Genomic DNA, 14,073 nt, shown 5'->3' with positions numbered 1-14,073 from the left:
CCCTCATCGATTCAGTCGCCAAACCCGCGCGCCTTGAGCTTGGGCAGTCCGCCCCGCTCGGGGCGCAGGGTACGGCAGATATCCATCCCCTTGAGCCCACGCTGGATATGGTCAGGCGAATGGCCAAACACCATGCCGTTGCTACGGTAGAGGTTGTTGTCATCCAGCTCGAACTTCTCGCCACCGATCAGCAACTGCTCGCGGCCATTGACCGTGTCACCCCGCTTGATGGGCACCTTCATGTCACTCAGCACCTCGCCGGTGGCACACCCCTCACGCCAGCGCGCCTCGCTGGAGAAGGGGGTAATGGCTATTTCACGCCAGGAGCCATCCCGGAATTCGACCCGATACTTCTCGGTCAGCAGGTCGCAGCCAGCTAATGGAAACAGGGCCATCAAACAGATGATTTTCTTTGAAAATTTCACTCAATCGCACTCCTTTGCCCGGTTCTGTACAGGATAAATAAATTGCCGCCCCAACGCACCATTTCCCCGCGCCGCAGCAGCTATGCTGGAAATAAAACCACAATAAGGTGCTGCTATGGCTGGCGAAAACCTCACCGCGCTACCGACGCTGATCTGGATTGGCGAACACCCGTTCTGGACCCTGCTCACCCTCTCCCTGATGCTGATCCACTTCTGGCGCCGTCCGGGACAGCGACGGGAGCTGCTCTCCGAGCTCAGTTTCGTGATGATTAGCGCGGTGGTGATCCTGCTGATCCAGCTGGAAGGGGGCTGGTTCAAACTGCCGCTGCCCCATCAATTGCTGATCGAGATCTCCACCCTCTTGGCCGGCCTGATACTGGTCAAGATATGGGGGATCCTGCTGTTCGAGTTTCTGCTCCCCCTCTGCCATGTGCGGATCCCGCGGATCATCGCCGATATCGTCATCACCATCGGCTATATCGGCTGGGGTCTGTTTCGCCTCTACGCCTCCGGCATGGCGCTCGGGGAGATAGTCACCACCTCGGCGGTGATCACTGCAGTCATCGCCTTCGCCATGCAGGACACCCTGGGCAACCTGCTGGCCGGGGTCTCCATTCAGCTCGACAACTCCATCGCCATCGGTGACTGGCTGCAAGTGGATACCACCCAGGGCCGGGTGGTGGAGATCAACTGGCGTGCCACCACCATCGAAACCCGCAACTGGGAGACTGTGGTCATCCCCAACAGCCACCTGCTTAAACAGCGCTTCACCGTGCTCGGGCGTCGCCGTGGCGAACCCTTGCAGTGGCGGCGCTGGGTCTGGTTCGATCTGACGCTGGATACCCTGCCGACCCAGATCATCGCGCTGATCGAGAAATCCCTGCGGGAGACCAAGCTCCCCTGTGTCGCCAAGCACCCGCAACCGGACTGCCTGTTGATGAACGTCGAAGGAGGGATTGCCCGCTATGCGGTGCGCTACTGGCTGACCGATCTGGCTCGCGACGATCCGACCGACTCCATGGTGCGCAGCCTGATCGATGCCGCCCTGCGCCGCAACGATCGCCGCCTCACCCCGCCGATCTTCAACGTCTTTATGGCCAAGGAGAAGCAGCATCTGGATGCTCGCCACAAGCGCCACACTGCCGAACGAACCGATACCCTGCGCAAGCTGCCGCTGTTTGCCATGTTGCAGGAGAACGAGCTGCTCCAGCTGGCCGATCAGGTGAAGTTCGCCCCCTTCGTCAGCGGCGACATCATGCTGGAGCAGGGAGATGTCTCCAGCTGGCTGTTCGTGCTGGTCAAAGGGGAAGCCGAGATGGTGGTCAATGTCGAGGGACGAGAGCTGAAGCTTGGTACGCTCAACGCGGGAGACTTTTTTGGCGAACTGAGCCTGCTCACCGGCGAGCCCAGCTCCTTCACGGTACGGGCGGTGGCCACCGTCGAAACCTATCGCATCAATCAGGGAATGTTTCAGGAGCTGGTGATGCAGCGCGAGGCGCTGGTCGAGCCCCTCTACCGGGTGCTGAGCGACCGCCAGCAGGAGCAGCGGGCGCTGCTGGAGCGGGAGGCGGAAGCCATGAAACAGCCACCACAACCGCTTGATCTGCTTGATAAACTGATGAAGCTGTTCGGCGGAAGATGACGTAGCATGACATCGTATTGAGGACATGAAGAGAGAACCGCAGCCATGTTACTGACCACCCTGGCCCTTGCCGCCAGCCTGCAATTTGATTGTCCCGCCACCATCGAGACTCGACAGCAGCTGCTGACCCCGCAGCAGGGCTGGCAGGCGTTCACCCGCAATGACGATGGCAAACCGAACGAAACCCTCAGCCACCGGCTCGATAATCTGGCCCTGTTCGATGGAGATCCTGCCGAACTGGCCCAACTCAAACCGGATAATGGCGACAGCGACGAGATCCACTACTGGAGCCAGCTCGATAGCAGCCTGCGCCCGCTCTATCTGGTCTGCCGCTATCAGAACAGCGCCATCACCCTGCAGCAGGCGCTGCCCGTCGGCATCAGTTACTGCCGCGTCAACCAGCGCGACCGCTACACCCTGCTCGGGCTGGTTTGTCGCAAATAGCGGGCGTAGCCCCTTGCCATATATCGCTATTCGATGACAGCCATTACCGCCTGAGCCGGGCCACCCGCCAGCGCCATCAGAGCAGCAGCTCGGCCAGCTCCTCCAGTGCCGTCAGCTCCACGTCCGGCAACAGTTGCAGCTGTTGCCACGGTTGCTGCCGCTCGTTGAGCCAGGCGGCGCGAAAGCCGTGCAAACGGGCACCCAGCACATCGGTCTCGGGATTATCCCCCACATGGAGGATCCGCTCCGCTGGCAGCTTGAGGGCGCTGCGGGTCTGCTCAAACATATCCGGTGCCGGTTTCATCCTGGCGCCCGCCCCCGCCTTGCAGACCAGCGAGAAGTAGCGATCCAGCCCAGCCTGAACCAGATCCAGATTACCGTTGGTGATCACCACCAGCGGATAGCGTTCAGCCAGTCTGGCCAGCAGCTGATGAGTGGACTCGCTCACCTCGATCTTCGAGCGCTCTGCCAGAAACGCAGCAAACACCTGCTCCGCCTCGCGACTGGCCTGCTGGTCGGCCATCCCCCCCTCGACCATCGCGGTACGGATGGTCTGCTGGCGCGCCAGGCTGACATCGTGGCGCAGCTCGGGGTTGGCCAGCAACACGGCGCGTTTTAACTCCAGCCAGCGTGGCTTGTCGAGCATGGCGGTGGCCAGATATTCGCTGCGTAGATGGCTCAGCATCCACTGCTCGGCACGCACGATGGCAGGGCCGTTGTCATAGAGGGTGTCATCGAGGTCAAACGAGATGGCAGCAACCGGCTGCCAGCGGCGATAGAAGTGCATGGACTCTCCTCTGCAACGGGGGCTCATGGCCCGTTATTCATCGTCCTGCGCATCCGGGTCACGCTTGGCCCTGGGGTGGGCGCTGTCGTAAACCTTGGCCAGATGCTGGAAGTCGAGGTGGGTATAGATCTGGGTGGTAGAGAGGTCGGCATGACCCAGCAGCTCCTGCACTGCCCGCAGATCGCCGGAGGACTCCAGCATATGGGTGGCGAAGCTGTGGCGCAGCTTGTGGGGATGGACGTGGGCGTTGAGCGCCTGCTTGTTGCCCCAGCCATCAAGGCGGGCCTGCACCGAGCGGGCCGACAGCCGCTGCTTGCGGCTGGAGACAAACAGCGCCTCGCTCTCATCACCGGCCAGCAGCGGGCGCACCTTGAGCCACTTCTGCAGCCACTCGACCGCCATCCGGCCGATGGGCAGCACCCGCTCCCGCGAGCCCTTGCCAGTCACCTTGAGCTGGCGGTCGTCGAGCTTCAGATCCACCAGATTGATCCCCACCAGCTCGGCCAGACGCAGCCCTGAAGAGTACATCAGCTCCATGATGGCGCGATCCCGCACCGCCAGCGGATCCTGCTCGTCGGTGATGTTGAGCAGCTGGTGCATCTCGTCCACATCGAGGTTTTTCGGCAGCGGCCGCCCCTGTTTGGGGGTGACGATGCCGCGGGCCGGATTGGCGGTCAGCCGCCCCTGCCGCACCTGCCAGTCGCAAAAGCTGCGCAGGGCCGAGACCTTGGTGGAAAGGGAACGAGGAGCAAGGCCCGCCTTGTGCATCCGGGTCACCAGAGTGCGCACCTGACTCGCCTCGAGCCGACCCCAATCAGTGAGCCCCAGGGCCACCAGCTCGGCGGTCATCGCCTCCAGATGGGCTTGATAGTTATTGCGAGTATGAGGGCTGAGCTGACGCTCGACCCTCAGGTATTCGATAAAGGCCGCCAGCTCGTCCGCCAGTGCCGCAGGCAGTGGCGGTGCGACGACGGGAGCTTTGGCGGGCGCCCTGGCCGGTGTTCTAGCCATGAGTCAACTCGGGCAGACGCAGTTGCAGCAGGCGCCCCAGTTGGCCCAGCAGCAGGGTGTCGTTGTGGGGAGTAAAGTGGCCGGGATCCGAGCTGGCGAAGGCCAGCACACCGAGATCGCCGAGCCGCATCAGGGCCACCGAGTTGACCAGCACATCGTGGCCAAACAGCGCCTGCTTCTCGCTCTGGCTCAGGCGGCCAAAGTAGTAATCCTGCCCCGGCAAACGCTGACCCAGCAGGGATTCGAGCTGCTTGCCCTGTGCCAAAAAACGCTGCTCGGGCCCGCTCAGGGTAAACTTCTTGGGATTGAGCCAGAGTCGCAACCCGGTCAGGCGCAGTCGCTGGACAAAGGCCTTGCCCATCACGGCACTCACCTCGAACAGGGTCTGGCAGCCGTACAGCTCGCCGTAGAGATCGGCATAGACCCGAAAGATCCGCTCGTTCTCGCTGGCGATCCCCATCAATTCGGTGATCTCCTGCTCCAGCTGTTCGATCCGCTCGCGCTGGCGCTCCAGCTGGCGCTCGACCAGCGAGACCGACCCTTTGCGTTCATGGGGAATGCGGATCCGGTCCAGCACGGCGGCATGGCGTTGGAAAAACTCGGGATAACGGGCCAGGTACTCCAGCACAGTGGCTTCATCCACCGATTGCTCCTGCCGTTTGAGTTCGCTCATAAATTGGTTGATCCATCAGAGAAATGGGGCTCGCTGCCCCGACATCATGGGCAAAGGGGGCCAACGCCCCCCGTACCTGAACCTTTATCGGCTAAACCTCTATCTGGCCGTCAAACACATGCTCGGCGGGACCTGTCATATAGACCGGCTGGCCCGGCCCCTTCCAGGCGATGGTCAGCTTGCCGCCCGGCAGACTGACGGTGACCCGCTCCTTGAGCTTGCCCTGACTGATGCCAATCACCGCCGCAGCACAGGCACCGGTGCCGCAGGCCAGGGTCTCGCCACAGCCCCGCTCGAACACCCGCAGCTTGATCTCGGTGGCATTGACCATCTCCATGAAACCGACGTTGACCCGCTCGGGAAAACGCTCGTGGCGCTCCATGATGGCACCGAGCGTCTCGACCGGCGCATCGGCGACCGAAGGCACCTCGATGACGCAGTGGGGATTGCCCATGGAGACCACGCCACACATCACGGTATGCTCCTGCGCCCGCAACAGATAGGTTTTCTCTGCCTTCTGGGCCCGGAACGGGATCTTGCCCGGCTCAAACTGGGGAACACCCATGTTGACCGTGACCTGATTCTCCCCCTCCAGCTGCAACACGATGCGACCCCGGGCGGTACTGACCGCGATGCGATCCCGGTTGATCAGCCCCTTGAGACGCACGAAACGGGCAAAACAGCGGGCACCATTGCCACACTGCTCCACTTCGCTGCCATCGGCATTGAAAATGCGATAGTGAAAGTCGAGTTCAGGGTCATAGGGCGGCTCCACCAGCAGCAGCTGGTCAAAGCCGATCCCGAAGTGGCGATCTGCCAGCTTCTTGATGACGTCATTGCTGAAAAATACCTTCTGGGTGACGCCATCCACCACCATGAAGTCGTTGCCCAAGCCATGCATCTTGGAAAAATCTATCAACATCGTGCATTCCTGTGCTGTTAGGGCTGTAAAATTCTGTCATCTCTATCTACTGCATCAGGGCAGCAGGTGCTCACCGCGCCAGAGATCGGCCAACTGCTCACGCTCGCGGATCAGGTGCGCCTCGGCACCATCCACCAGCACTTCGGCTGCGCGCGGACGGGTGTTGTAGTTGGATGACATGGTAAAGCCGTAGGCTCCGGCCGAACGCACTGCCAGCAGGGAGCCCTCGGCAATGGCCAGGGTGCGCTCCTTGCCGAGGAAGTCGCCGGTCTCGCACACCGGGCCCACCACGTCATAGATCGCGGGAGCATGGCCGGCACGACTATCCACTTCGATGATGTTCATCCAGGCGCCGTAGAGCGAGGGGCGCAGCATGTCGTTCATGCCGGCATCGATCAGCGCGAAGTTGCGGGTCTCGCCCGGCTTGAGGTACTCGACCCGGGTCAGCAGCACGCCGGCATTGGCGACGATGGCACGGCCCGGCTCGAACAGCAGGGTCAGATCCCGGCCCGCCAGCTTCTGCTTGAGCGCTTCGGCATACTCGGTCGGATGGGGGGGCTGCTCGGAACCGTAGTTGACCCCAAGGCCGCCACCCACGTCCAGATGATGGATATGAATGCCTTCCGCCGCTAGACCATCGATCAGCCGCAGCAACTTGTCAGCCGCTTCCATAAAGGGATTCAATTCAGTGAGTTGCGAGCCGATATGGCAATCCACCCCGACAATCTCGATGTTCGCCATCGCAGCCGCCTTGCGATAGATGGCGGGCGCCAGCTCGATGGGAATGCCGAACTTGTTCTGCTTGAGGCCAGTGGAGATATAGGGGTGAGTACCGGCATCGATATCCGGATTGACCCGCACCGAGACGCGAGCCTTCTTGCCCATGCTGCCCGCCACCCGATTGAGGCGCTCCAGCTCTGCTTCCGACTCCAGATTGAAACAGAGGATCTCTTTATCCAACGCGAGGCGCATCTCCGCTTCGCTCTTTGCTACACCGGAGAAGACCACCTTGGCCGGATCACCGCCCGCCGCCAGCACCCGCGACAGCTCGCCACCGGAGACGATGTCAAACCCCGAGCCCAGACGGGCCAGCAGGTTGAGCAGCGCCAGATTGGAGTTGGCCTTCACCGCGTAGCAGATCAGATGGGGAATATCGCCAGCGGCCTTGTCGAAGGCGTGCCAGTGGCGCTCGAGGGTCGCACGGGAGTAGACGTAAAGCGGGGTACCGTACTGCTCGGCAAGCTGTTGCAGCGAGGTTTGCTCGGCCTGAAGCTGGCCGTCGGCGTCGTAGTTAAAGTGATCCAAGGGGGCGGTTCCTTCCTAGAATGGGTGCGGCATTAGTGCGGCGCGGCCTCGGTGGCAGCCTCGGAGGTCGCAGGCGGTACTGCTTGCAGTGTACTCTGGCTCTGTGGCTGCTCGGGGGGCGGCATATAGAGCGGCCCCTTCAGACCGCACGCGGCCAACCCGAGGGACAGAAGAGTGGCAAGCAGACACTTGGTGAACTGGGTGATCATAATGGTTCGCTGCGAAAAATTTTTTGGCCCTCTATAATCGCACTCACATTGTTAAAAGCAACAGGATAAACCGATGAAGGATCACGAGTATCACGCCCTGACCGACGCCTTTTTCCAATATGTGGAAGACACGCTCGACGAGGGGTATCCGGATATCGACTGCGAACGCAACGGCGGCGTATTGACCCTCTCTTTCGAGAACAAGACCAAGGTCATCATCAACAAGCAGGAGCCGCTGCACCAGATTTGGGTCGCCACCCGCGAGAACGGCTTCCACTTCGAACTGCAGGGTGACACCTGGATCGACAACCGCTTCGGCCACGAGCTCAAGGCGCTGCTGAGCCAATCCTGCACCGCCCAAGCGGGCGAAGAGGTGGTGTTCCCATGATCGACCTGCACCCGCAGGGCGCCCGTCACGCGGTGATCTGGCTGCACGGGCTGGGTGATTCCGGCGCCGGCCTCGCCCCGTTGGTGGACGCGCTGGATCTGCCTGCTGACTTACCGGTGCGTCACCTGCTGCCGGATGCCCCCGAGCGCCCCATCACCATCAACATGGGCTACAAGATGCGCGGCTGGTACGACATCAGGAGCTTCGAGGATCCTGCCGAGCGGGCCGTGGAGTCCCATGTCCGTGAATCGGCCGACCAGATTGCCGCCCTGCTAGATCAGCTGGTGGCCGACGGGTTTGCCCCCGAGCATATTGTACTGGCAGGTTTCTCACAGGGCGGGGTAATTGCCTCCTTCACCGCGCTGCGCTATCAGGCAACGCTGGCGGGCCTGCTCTGCATGTCCACCTATCTGGCCGCCCCCGACAAGCTGCTCGGCGAGATGAGCGAGGCTGCTCGCACCCTGCCCATCTGCTACATGCACGGCATCTATGACGATGTGGTGAGCCTGTCGCTCGGTTGGGATGCCAAGAACCGGCTGGAAAATGCCGGGCTCGCCCCCGAGTGGCACGAGTACCCGATGCGTCACGAGATCTGCCGTCCGCAGCTCGGCGACATTCGCAGCTGGCTGCTGGCTCGTCTCGGCGCCTGAACAACCGCAAAAGCAAACGGCCTGCATCTGCAGGCCGTTTTTTATGGCGATTCCAACTGACGGGTCAACCCACTTCCCGAGCGGGCGGCACCTGTTCGCGCAGAGTGCCCTGACTGCGATAGGGGATCACATCCAGCTCGCCATTCACTTGTACTATCTCGTAGTACTGCGGCAGGTTGAAGTTGATGAACTGCCCATCATCGCTGAACCGCTCGTGATTGGAGGTGTAGAAGCGGTTGACCCCCGCCACCAGCTCATCCTTGTTGCCGGCAAAGTGTTGGTAGATCTCCACCCGGTTTGCCTCATCGAGGATATAGATGTTGGTGCCCGCATCCCGGGTATCGAAGAAGAACTGCACCAAGCCTTCGCTGGCGTAGGCATCGACGATGCTCGGCAGATGCTGGCTATGGGTCTTGTCGAGCCGCAGCGGCAGGTGATCCAGCTTGTTGTGGGAGATGTGACGGTAAAAATCGATGGCGTTTTCCAGCTTCTTCACCGACACCCCGCGCCGCTCGAAGAAGATGCCGTACTTCTCGCGGCCAAGGGCCATGGTCTTGACCAGCTGCTGCTTGTCGCGGGCAAGGCGCAAATCGATACACTCCGCCACCAGCGTCTGGAAGCGGGAGCGCACCAGAGAGCGGAAGTGCTGGCTGTAGCAGAACACCTCGATCATCTCGGGGGCGGCGGCATCCTGATGCATCTTGCCGAGGATGGTGGTGAGGGCATCGACCACGGCTTCATCCCCCTGGAAGTGCAGGGTACGGATCTCGCTCCAGGAGTTGCGATAGACCAGATCCACCGAGCCGACCAGACACTCCTGATTGCGGCCGAACGAGAAGACATCCACGGTGTTGGCGTCAAATTCGATCACCTGACCTACCCAGTGACTGGTCGGGTCCATCTCTAGGTTGAGGAAGATGGAGAGCTGACGGATCTCGCACGGCCGGCTGAGGGCCAGGTTGGTGGCCAGCGGGTACTTCTCGGGGAAGCAGCCGGAGAGATCGCGGCAGAACTGGTGCAGATTGTCGATGTGCAGATCCGAGCCCTGATTGAACAGGTGCACCCGCGACTGGGAGGTCAGCAGATCGTTGAAGTAGGCCCAGGAGACCAGCTTGCTGATGTAGCCGTTGAACTCCAGCGGCGCGCGGCCAATGATGTCCACCGGCTCCAGCGAATGTTTGTAGAGATACCAGCCAGCGCGGTTGAGGCGACCGTGAGGCACCTGCACGAAGCTGAGATCCGGCTCGCTGAGATCCGGCGCGATCTTGAGGTTGATGCGCTGCACCTTGCCCGGCAGGCTCTCGAACGCGGCGTAGAGTTTGCGCGACAGAATGCCGATATCTTCCGGGTTGATCGACTCGCTGATGTTGTTGCGGCGAGCGAACTGGATCAGGTTGCGGTAGCTCTGCATCAGGGCTTCCAGCAGCTCGGCGTGAGCGATCTTCACCTCTTCGATCTTCCACTCGTGGCGATGATCGAGTTGATAGAGCTTTTCCTGACTCCAGCCCCAGTAGGAAACCAGCTGGCTCATCTGCTCACGGCGCCACTCGGGGGAGTGATCATCCTTGGGATGGCTGAGACCGTCGCACACCTTGAGGTAGAAGCAGCGGCGCACCAGATCGAGCCGCGCCATGTCGCCGATAGACTTGAGGTAGTTGGTCACCTTGTCCAGCATCAGACAGTAGTTGTCGAGCCGGTAGTGCATCCCCTCGTTGTGCTGGAACCAGTCGCGACCAATCATCGACAGCAGGCGGGTGTTGGGATACTCGTGGGAGTAGGCTTCCATCAGCACCGACTTGAGCACCGCCTTGTAGGGAGAGTCGATCCCCTTGTAGAGCTGCCACAGGGCGGAGCCGAAATACTCTTCGGCCGGAATACGGTCAAAACTGCCGAGATCGAGCCAGTCGTCCTGCTTGAGCTTGCCGCTCTCGAACAGCTCGTTCACATACGCATCGTAGTGATCATCACATTCGGTGGGCACCAGATACCAGATCAAGCGTTTGCCCGCGATACGCATGGCACTGCGGTAGAACTCGTCGAGCAACAGCAGGTGCTGGGCACTGCCGCAGCTCTCCCCCTGCATCTGGGCATCGTTGGTCTGGCGGAACTTGTCTTCCGGGATCAGGAAGAAGTTGAGATCGACCCCGCGCTGTTCGGCCCACTTGGAGAGTTGCTGGCATTTCAGCTCCAGCAGATCGAGCCGCTCCTGCGACAAACCGGCCACGTGGCAGACCCAGATATCGAGATCAGAGTGACAGCATTGACCGATGGAGGAGGTGCTGCCCATGGAGTAGAGCCCCTGAATGGCTCGATCATGGGTTGCCAGACCGCTCTGACAGTTGGCGTTGCGGCAGAGGTCATCGATAAAGGCTTGCTGCTCTGCGGTGGCGCTGAAGCTCCAGATGCCATGAGGGACATCACCGGAGACATAACCGGGCAGCAGGGGATGATTGAAGTGCAGCATGACAGGCAGCAGTTGGAATACCTGCTGCCCATAGCGACTCATGAGGCCTAACGCCCGTTGCGTCTTGAGACGGGTAATGTCGTCATAACGCGCAACCAGCGTATCGATGTGTTCCTGCAATGCCCTGCCTATCACCTAAGTGAAAATGACGCACCAAAAGGGGGATACGTCAAAAAAGTGTGATCATGTTAACAATGCAAACAGCGGTGGTAAACAAGCCTTCAGCTAAACGCCAGATTATTTCTGGTATGACCACATCAAGTATCAGGGGAAATCATTAAATTCCAATACATTCAATGAATTAATCAACACCTCTTGCTTAATGAAAATCATTTTCAGCATGCATTTTTGAGCTTGGCCCCGCTTTTGCCGGCTCCGCCATGAAAGCCCGGGCAAAGGATGGTAATATCGATTTCCTTCTAAAAATGAAACAACTGATTGATATGGCAGCCCGAACCCTGAAAATTGCCACTCGCAAGAGCCCGCTGGCCCTGTGGCAGGCCAACTTTGTCAAAGACCGGCTCGAAGCCCTGCACCCGCAGTTGCAGGTCGAACTGGTGCCCATGAGCACTCAGGGTGACAAGATCCTCGATACCCCGCTGGCAAAGGTCGGTGGCAAGGGGTTGTTCGTCAAGGAGCTGGAGACCGCCATGCTGGAAGGACGGGCCGATATCGCCGTTCACTCCATGAAAGACGTTCCGGTGGAGTTCCCCGAGGGGCTCGGTCTGCACACCATCTGCGAGCGGGAAGATCCCCGCGACGCTTTCGTCTCCAACCGCGTCAAGGCCATTGCCGAACTGCCGCAAGGGGCCGTCGTCGGCACCTCCAGCCTGCGTCGCCAGTGCCAGCTGCGCGCTGCGCGCCCGGATCTGGTGATCCGCGACCTGCGTGGCAACGTCAACACCCGCCTCGCCAAGCTGGATGCCGGTGAGTATGACGCCATCATCCTCGCCGCCGCCGGTCTGAAACGACTGGAGATGGCGCACCGCATCACCGCCTTTATCGAACCGGAGCAGAGTCTGCCCGCCAACGGTCAGGGGGCTGTCGGCATCGAATGCCGCCTCGACGACGTTGAGCTGCACGCTCTGCTGGCGCCGCTGGAGCACGCCGAGACCCGCGCCAGGGTGTTGACCGAGCGAGCCATGAACCGCGCTCTGCAAGGGGGATGTCAGGTGCCTATCGGTGCCTACGCACTGGTCGAAGGCGAGCAGATCTGGCTGCGCGGTCTGGTGGGCAGCCCGGATGGCAGCCAGGTAATCCGTGACGAGATCCGCGGCCCGCTGGCCGATGGTGAGGCCCTCGGCGAGCAGTTGGCCCAGCGCCTGCTGGCCGCCGGTGCCGACGAGATCCTGGCCGAGGTCTACCGCGCATGACCCCGCTGGTGGTGCGTCCGGCCATTCAGGCCGCCGATCTGGTGCAGTTGTTGCGCCAGCACGGCCATGCACCACTCTGCTGCCCGCTGCTGGAAACCGTGGCGGGCAGCGAACTCCCTCTCCTGCCCGACCTGCTGCGCAGTGCTGACGCGGTTATTGCTGTCAGCATTCATGCCGTTCATTTTGCACACGATTTTCTGTTGCAAACTGGTCAGACCTGGCCACATATTGAGTTCTTTGCGGTGGGTCAGGCCAGCGCAGATGCGTTTGCAGCCATAGGCATCACGGCAAGCTGCCCGGATGACCCGCGCAGCGAAGGGCTGCTGGCCCTGCCCGCCCTGCAGCAGGTAGCAGGCAAACGGGTGCTGATCCTGCGCGGCAATGGCGGGCGGGATCTCATCGCCAGCACACTGGCCTCACGCGGTGCTCTGGTGCACTATTGTGCGGCCTATGAGCGCCACTACCCCGAGCTGGACGGGGAGACATTAACCCGCCACTGGCAGGCAGCCGGGCTGGACAGCCTGCTCATTACCAGTGGTGAACTGCTGCAACGGCTGCTGGAGCTGGTTCCCGACCACCAGCGGCCCTGGCTTTTTGACCGCCTGCTGGTGGTCCCCAGCCCGCGCGTGGCCGAGATGGCCAGCGCAGCGGGCTTTATCCATATCACGATTGCCCAAGGTGCATCCAACCAGGCCCTGACGGCCGCACTGGAACTGAGGAAGATGGAATGACAGAACAACAAGAATCCCAGGTAAAGCCCCAGCCGACCGCTGCGGTCAATGGCAACAAGAGCCGCTCCGGTGCCGTACTGGGAGGGGTCGCCATCCTGCTGGCCCTTGGCCTGACCGGCGGTCTCTATCTGCACGGTCACAAGAATGCCGTTGCCCAGCAGGCCGAACTGGCCCAGCTCAAGCAACAGCTGGCGAGCGCCCTGAGCAAGATCGACCAGACCAGCAGCAAGGATGCCGAGCAGCTGGCCGCGCTGGATCAAACCCAGCAGCGGCTGCAGGGGGAGATGCAGGGTCTGCAGAACCGGGTACTGGACCTGAATGACAAGCGCCCCAACGACTGGATGCTGGCCGAATCCGAGTATCTGGTACGGATGGCGGGCCGCAAACTGTGGCTGGAGCATGACCTCGTCTCCGCCATCACCCTGCTCGGCAATGCCGACGAGCGGATCGCCGCCCTCAACGACCCCAGCCTGATGCCGATCCGCAAGGCGCTGGCCGAGGATATCGCCAAGCTCAAGGGGATGCCGCGCATCGACCGCGAGGGGCTGACCCTCAAGCTGGCCGCGCTGTCCGACCAGATCGAGCTGCTGCCCCTCTCCACCGTCAGCATGCCGGAAGCCAAGGCCGAGCCGGATCAGGCGGTCAGCACCAATCCCGACGAGTGGGAGAGCAACCTGAAGAAAAACTGGGTCAAGTTCACCGAGAACTTCGTCACCATCCGTCGCCGCGATGGCGCGGTCGAGGCGCTGCTCTCGCCGCAGCAGGAGATCTTCCTGCGTGAAAACCTCAAAACCAAGCTGTTGCAGGCCCAGCTCTCCGTCTATCGCGAGCAGCAGGCGCTCTACGAAGACAGCCTGGACAAGGCCCAACGCTGGCTGACCCAGTATTTCGACACCGACAACAGCGCCACCCGCTACATGCAGGGCGAGATCGACAAGCTCAAGGGTGAGCAGATCCAGATCGACTATCCGGCCCAGTTCAAGACCCAGGCCATGCTGGAGCAGGTACTGACCGAACGCCTGCAACGCATTCTGGCCAGCAGCTGAGGA

At 61.3% G+C, this 14,073-nt stretch carries 15 protein-coding genes; 7 read left to right on the top strand and 8 right to left on the bottom strand.

What is annotated here, in order from left to right:
- Positions 1 to 11: 11 nt before the first annotated feature.
- A complete protein-coding gene (locus tag AB5Y82_RS06785; RefSeq protein ID WP_064337607.1) occupies positions 12 to 395 on the bottom strand; it encodes a hypothetical protein in 384 nt (127 codons plus the stop codon).
- A gap of 145 nt (positions 396 to 540) precedes the next feature.
- Here AB5Y82_RS06785 and AB5Y82_RS06780 point away from each other — a divergent pair, with 145 nt between their 5' ends.
- Positions 541 to 2,067 (top strand): mechanosensitive ion channel domain-containing protein, encoded by a 1,527-nt coding sequence (locus AB5Y82_RS06780; RefSeq protein ID WP_368173794.1) that lies wholly within the window; start codon positions 541 to 543, stop codon positions 2,065 to 2,067.
- A 45-nt stretch (positions 2,068 to 2,112) separates the two neighbouring features.
- Positions 2,113 to 2,511 carry an STY0301 family protein gene (locus AB5Y82_RS06775; protein ID WP_368173793.1) on the top strand — a complete coding sequence of 133 codons (399 nt, stop codon included), beginning with the start codon at positions 2,113 to 2,115 and terminating at the stop codon, positions 2,509 to 2,511.
- A 76-nt stretch (positions 2,512 to 2,587) separates the two neighbouring features.
- Here the strand turns inward: AB5Y82_RS06775 and AB5Y82_RS06770 are convergent, their stop codons facing one another.
- The 6 genes from AB5Y82_RS06770 to AB5Y82_RS06745 form a co-directional block, all read right to left on the bottom strand.
- On the bottom strand, positions 2,588 to 3,298 hold the full coding sequence (locus AB5Y82_RS06770) for an HAD-IA family hydrolase (RefSeq protein WP_368173792.1): 711 nt from the start codon (positions 3,296 to 3,298) through the stop codon (positions 2,588 to 2,590).
- A 33-nt stretch (positions 3,299 to 3,331) separates the two neighbouring features.
- Positions 3,332 to 4,309, bottom strand: coding sequence for a tyrosine recombinase XerC (xerC, locus tag AB5Y82_RS06765; RefSeq protein WP_005336369.1), 978 nt, complete (start codon positions 4,307 to 4,309; stop codon positions 3,332 to 3,334).
- Positions 4,302 to 4,982 (bottom strand): DUF484 family protein, encoded by a 681-nt coding sequence (locus tag AB5Y82_RS06760; protein ID WP_043821859.1) that lies wholly within the window; start codon positions 4,980 to 4,982, stop codon positions 4,302 to 4,304. The genes xerC and AB5Y82_RS06760 overlap by 8 nt, the downstream gene beginning before the upstream one ends.
- 91 nt (positions 4,983 to 5,073) lie before the next feature.
- Positions 5,074 to 5,904, bottom strand: a complete 831-nt coding sequence (gene dapF / locus AB5Y82_RS06755) for a diaminopimelate epimerase (protein ID WP_005336371.1) — start codon at positions 5,902 to 5,904, stop codon at positions 5,074 to 5,076.
- 54 nt (positions 5,905 to 5,958) lie between these two features.
- Positions 5,959 to 7,209, bottom strand: a complete 1,251-nt coding sequence (gene lysA, locus AB5Y82_RS06750) for a diaminopimelate decarboxylase (RefSeq protein WP_088868282.1) — start codon at positions 7,207 to 7,209, stop codon at positions 5,959 to 5,961.
- A 32-nt stretch (positions 7,210 to 7,241) separates the two neighbouring features.
- Positions 7,242 to 7,418, bottom strand: a complete 177-nt coding sequence (locus tag AB5Y82_RS06745) for a lipoprotein (protein WP_201958457.1) — start codon at positions 7,416 to 7,418, stop codon at positions 7,242 to 7,244.
- A 73-nt stretch (positions 7,419 to 7,491) separates the two neighbouring features.
- Here AB5Y82_RS06745 and cyaY point away from each other — a divergent pair, with 73 nt between their 5' ends.
- Together cyaY and AB5Y82_RS06735 are read left to right on the top strand one after the other, a co-directional pair.
- Positions 7,492 to 7,806: an iron donor protein CyaY gene (cyaY, locus tag AB5Y82_RS06740; protein WP_069554181.1), complete on the top strand. Its 315-nt coding sequence runs from the start codon at positions 7,492 to 7,494 to the stop codon at positions 7,804 to 7,806.
- Positions 7,803 to 8,456, top strand: coding sequence for an alpha/beta hydrolase (locus tag AB5Y82_RS06735; protein WP_368173791.1), 654 nt, complete (start codon positions 7,803 to 7,805; stop codon positions 8,454 to 8,456). Before cyaY ends, AB5Y82_RS06735 begins: the two co-directional genes overlap by 4 nt.
- A 64-nt stretch (positions 8,457 to 8,520) precedes the next feature.
- Here the strand turns inward: AB5Y82_RS06735 and AB5Y82_RS06730 are convergent, their stop codons facing one another.
- Positions 8,521 to 11,040, bottom strand: coding sequence for a class I adenylate cyclase (locus tag AB5Y82_RS06730; protein WP_111899800.1), 2,520 nt, complete (start codon positions 11,038 to 11,040; stop codon positions 8,521 to 8,523).
- Between the two features lie 323 nt (positions 11,041 to 11,363).
- Between AB5Y82_RS06730 and hemC the strand changes: the two genes are divergently transcribed.
- The 3 genes from hemC to AB5Y82_RS06715 are packed head-to-tail and all read left to right on the top strand — an operon-like array spanning position 11,364 to position 14,070.
- The gene (hemC, locus tag AB5Y82_RS06725; RefSeq protein ID WP_236360934.1) at positions 11,364 to 12,293 is read left to right on the top strand and encodes a hydroxymethylbilane synthase; all 930 of its coding nucleotides are present in this window, start codon (positions 11,364 to 11,366) and stop codon (positions 12,291 to 12,293) included.
- On the top strand, positions 12,290 to 13,024 hold the full coding sequence (locus AB5Y82_RS06720) for a uroporphyrinogen-III synthase (RefSeq protein WP_236341208.1): 735 nt from the start codon (positions 12,290 to 12,292) through the stop codon (positions 13,022 to 13,024). Before hemC ends, AB5Y82_RS06720 begins: the two co-directional genes overlap by 4 nt.
- On the top strand, positions 13,021 to 14,070 hold the full coding sequence (locus AB5Y82_RS06715; RefSeq protein WP_064339218.1) for a uroporphyrinogen-III C-methyltransferase: 1,050 nt from the start codon (positions 13,021 to 13,023) through the stop codon (positions 14,068 to 14,070). The genes AB5Y82_RS06720 and AB5Y82_RS06715 overlap by 4 nt, the downstream gene beginning before the upstream one ends.
- Positions 14,071 to 14,073 lie beyond the last annotated feature (3 nt).

This window comes from Aeromonas sp. s13, from assembly GCF_040907905.1.
Classification (GTDB): domain Bacteria; phylum Pseudomonadota; class Gammaproteobacteria; order Enterobacterales; family Aeromonadaceae; genus Aeromonas; species Aeromonas veronii.
This window is presented reverse-complemented; position numbering and strand designations above follow the sequence as displayed.

Bases quoted from the DNA above. Each gene is read 5' to 3' on its own strand.
- AB5Y82_RS06785 (WP_064337607.1), bottom strand. From the start codon at position 395: ATGGCCCTGTTTCCATTAGCTGGCTGCGACCTGCTGACCGAGAAGTAT.
- AB5Y82_RS06780 (WP_368173794.1), top strand. From the start codon at position 541: ATGGCTGGCGAAAACCTCACCGCGCTACCGACGCTGATCTGGATTGGC.
- AB5Y82_RS06775 (WP_368173793.1), top strand. From the start codon at position 2,113: ATGTTACTGACCACCCTGGCCCTTGCCGCCAGCCTGCAATTTGATTGT.
- AB5Y82_RS06770 (WP_368173792.1), bottom strand. From the start codon at position 3,298: ATGCACTTCTATCGCCGCTGGCAGCCGGTTGCTGCCATCTCGTTTGAC.
- xerC (WP_005336369.1), bottom strand. From the start codon at position 4,309: ATGGCTAGAACACCGGCCAGGGCGCCCGCCAAAGCTCCCGTCGTCGCA.
- AB5Y82_RS06760 (WP_043821859.1), bottom strand. From the start codon at position 4,982: ATGAGCGAACTCAAACGGCAGGAGCAATCGGTGGATGAAGCCACTGTG.
- dapF (WP_005336371.1), bottom strand. From the start codon at position 5,904: ATGTTGATAGATTTTTCCAAGATGCATGGCTTGGGCAACGACTTCATG.
- AB5Y82_RS06745 (WP_201958457.1), bottom strand. From the start codon at position 7,418: ATGATCACCCAGTTCACCAAGTGTCTGCTTGCCACTCTTCTGTCCCTC.
- cyaY (WP_069554181.1), top strand. From the start codon at position 7,492: ATGAAGGATCACGAGTATCACGCCCTGACCGACGCCTTTTTCCAATAT.
- AB5Y82_RS06735 (WP_368173791.1), top strand. From the start codon at position 7,803: ATGATCGACCTGCACCCGCAGGGCGCCCGTCACGCGGTGATCTGGCTG.
- hemC (WP_236360934.1), top strand. From the start codon at position 11,364: ATGGCAGCCCGAACCCTGAAAATTGCCACTCGCAAGAGCCCGCTGGCC.
- AB5Y82_RS06720 (WP_236341208.1), top strand. From the start codon at position 12,290: ATGACCCCGCTGGTGGTGCGTCCGGCCATTCAGGCCGCCGATCTGGTG.
- AB5Y82_RS06715 (WP_064339218.1), top strand. From the start codon at position 13,021: ATGACAGAACAACAAGAATCCCAGGTAAAGCCCCAGCCGACCGCTGCG.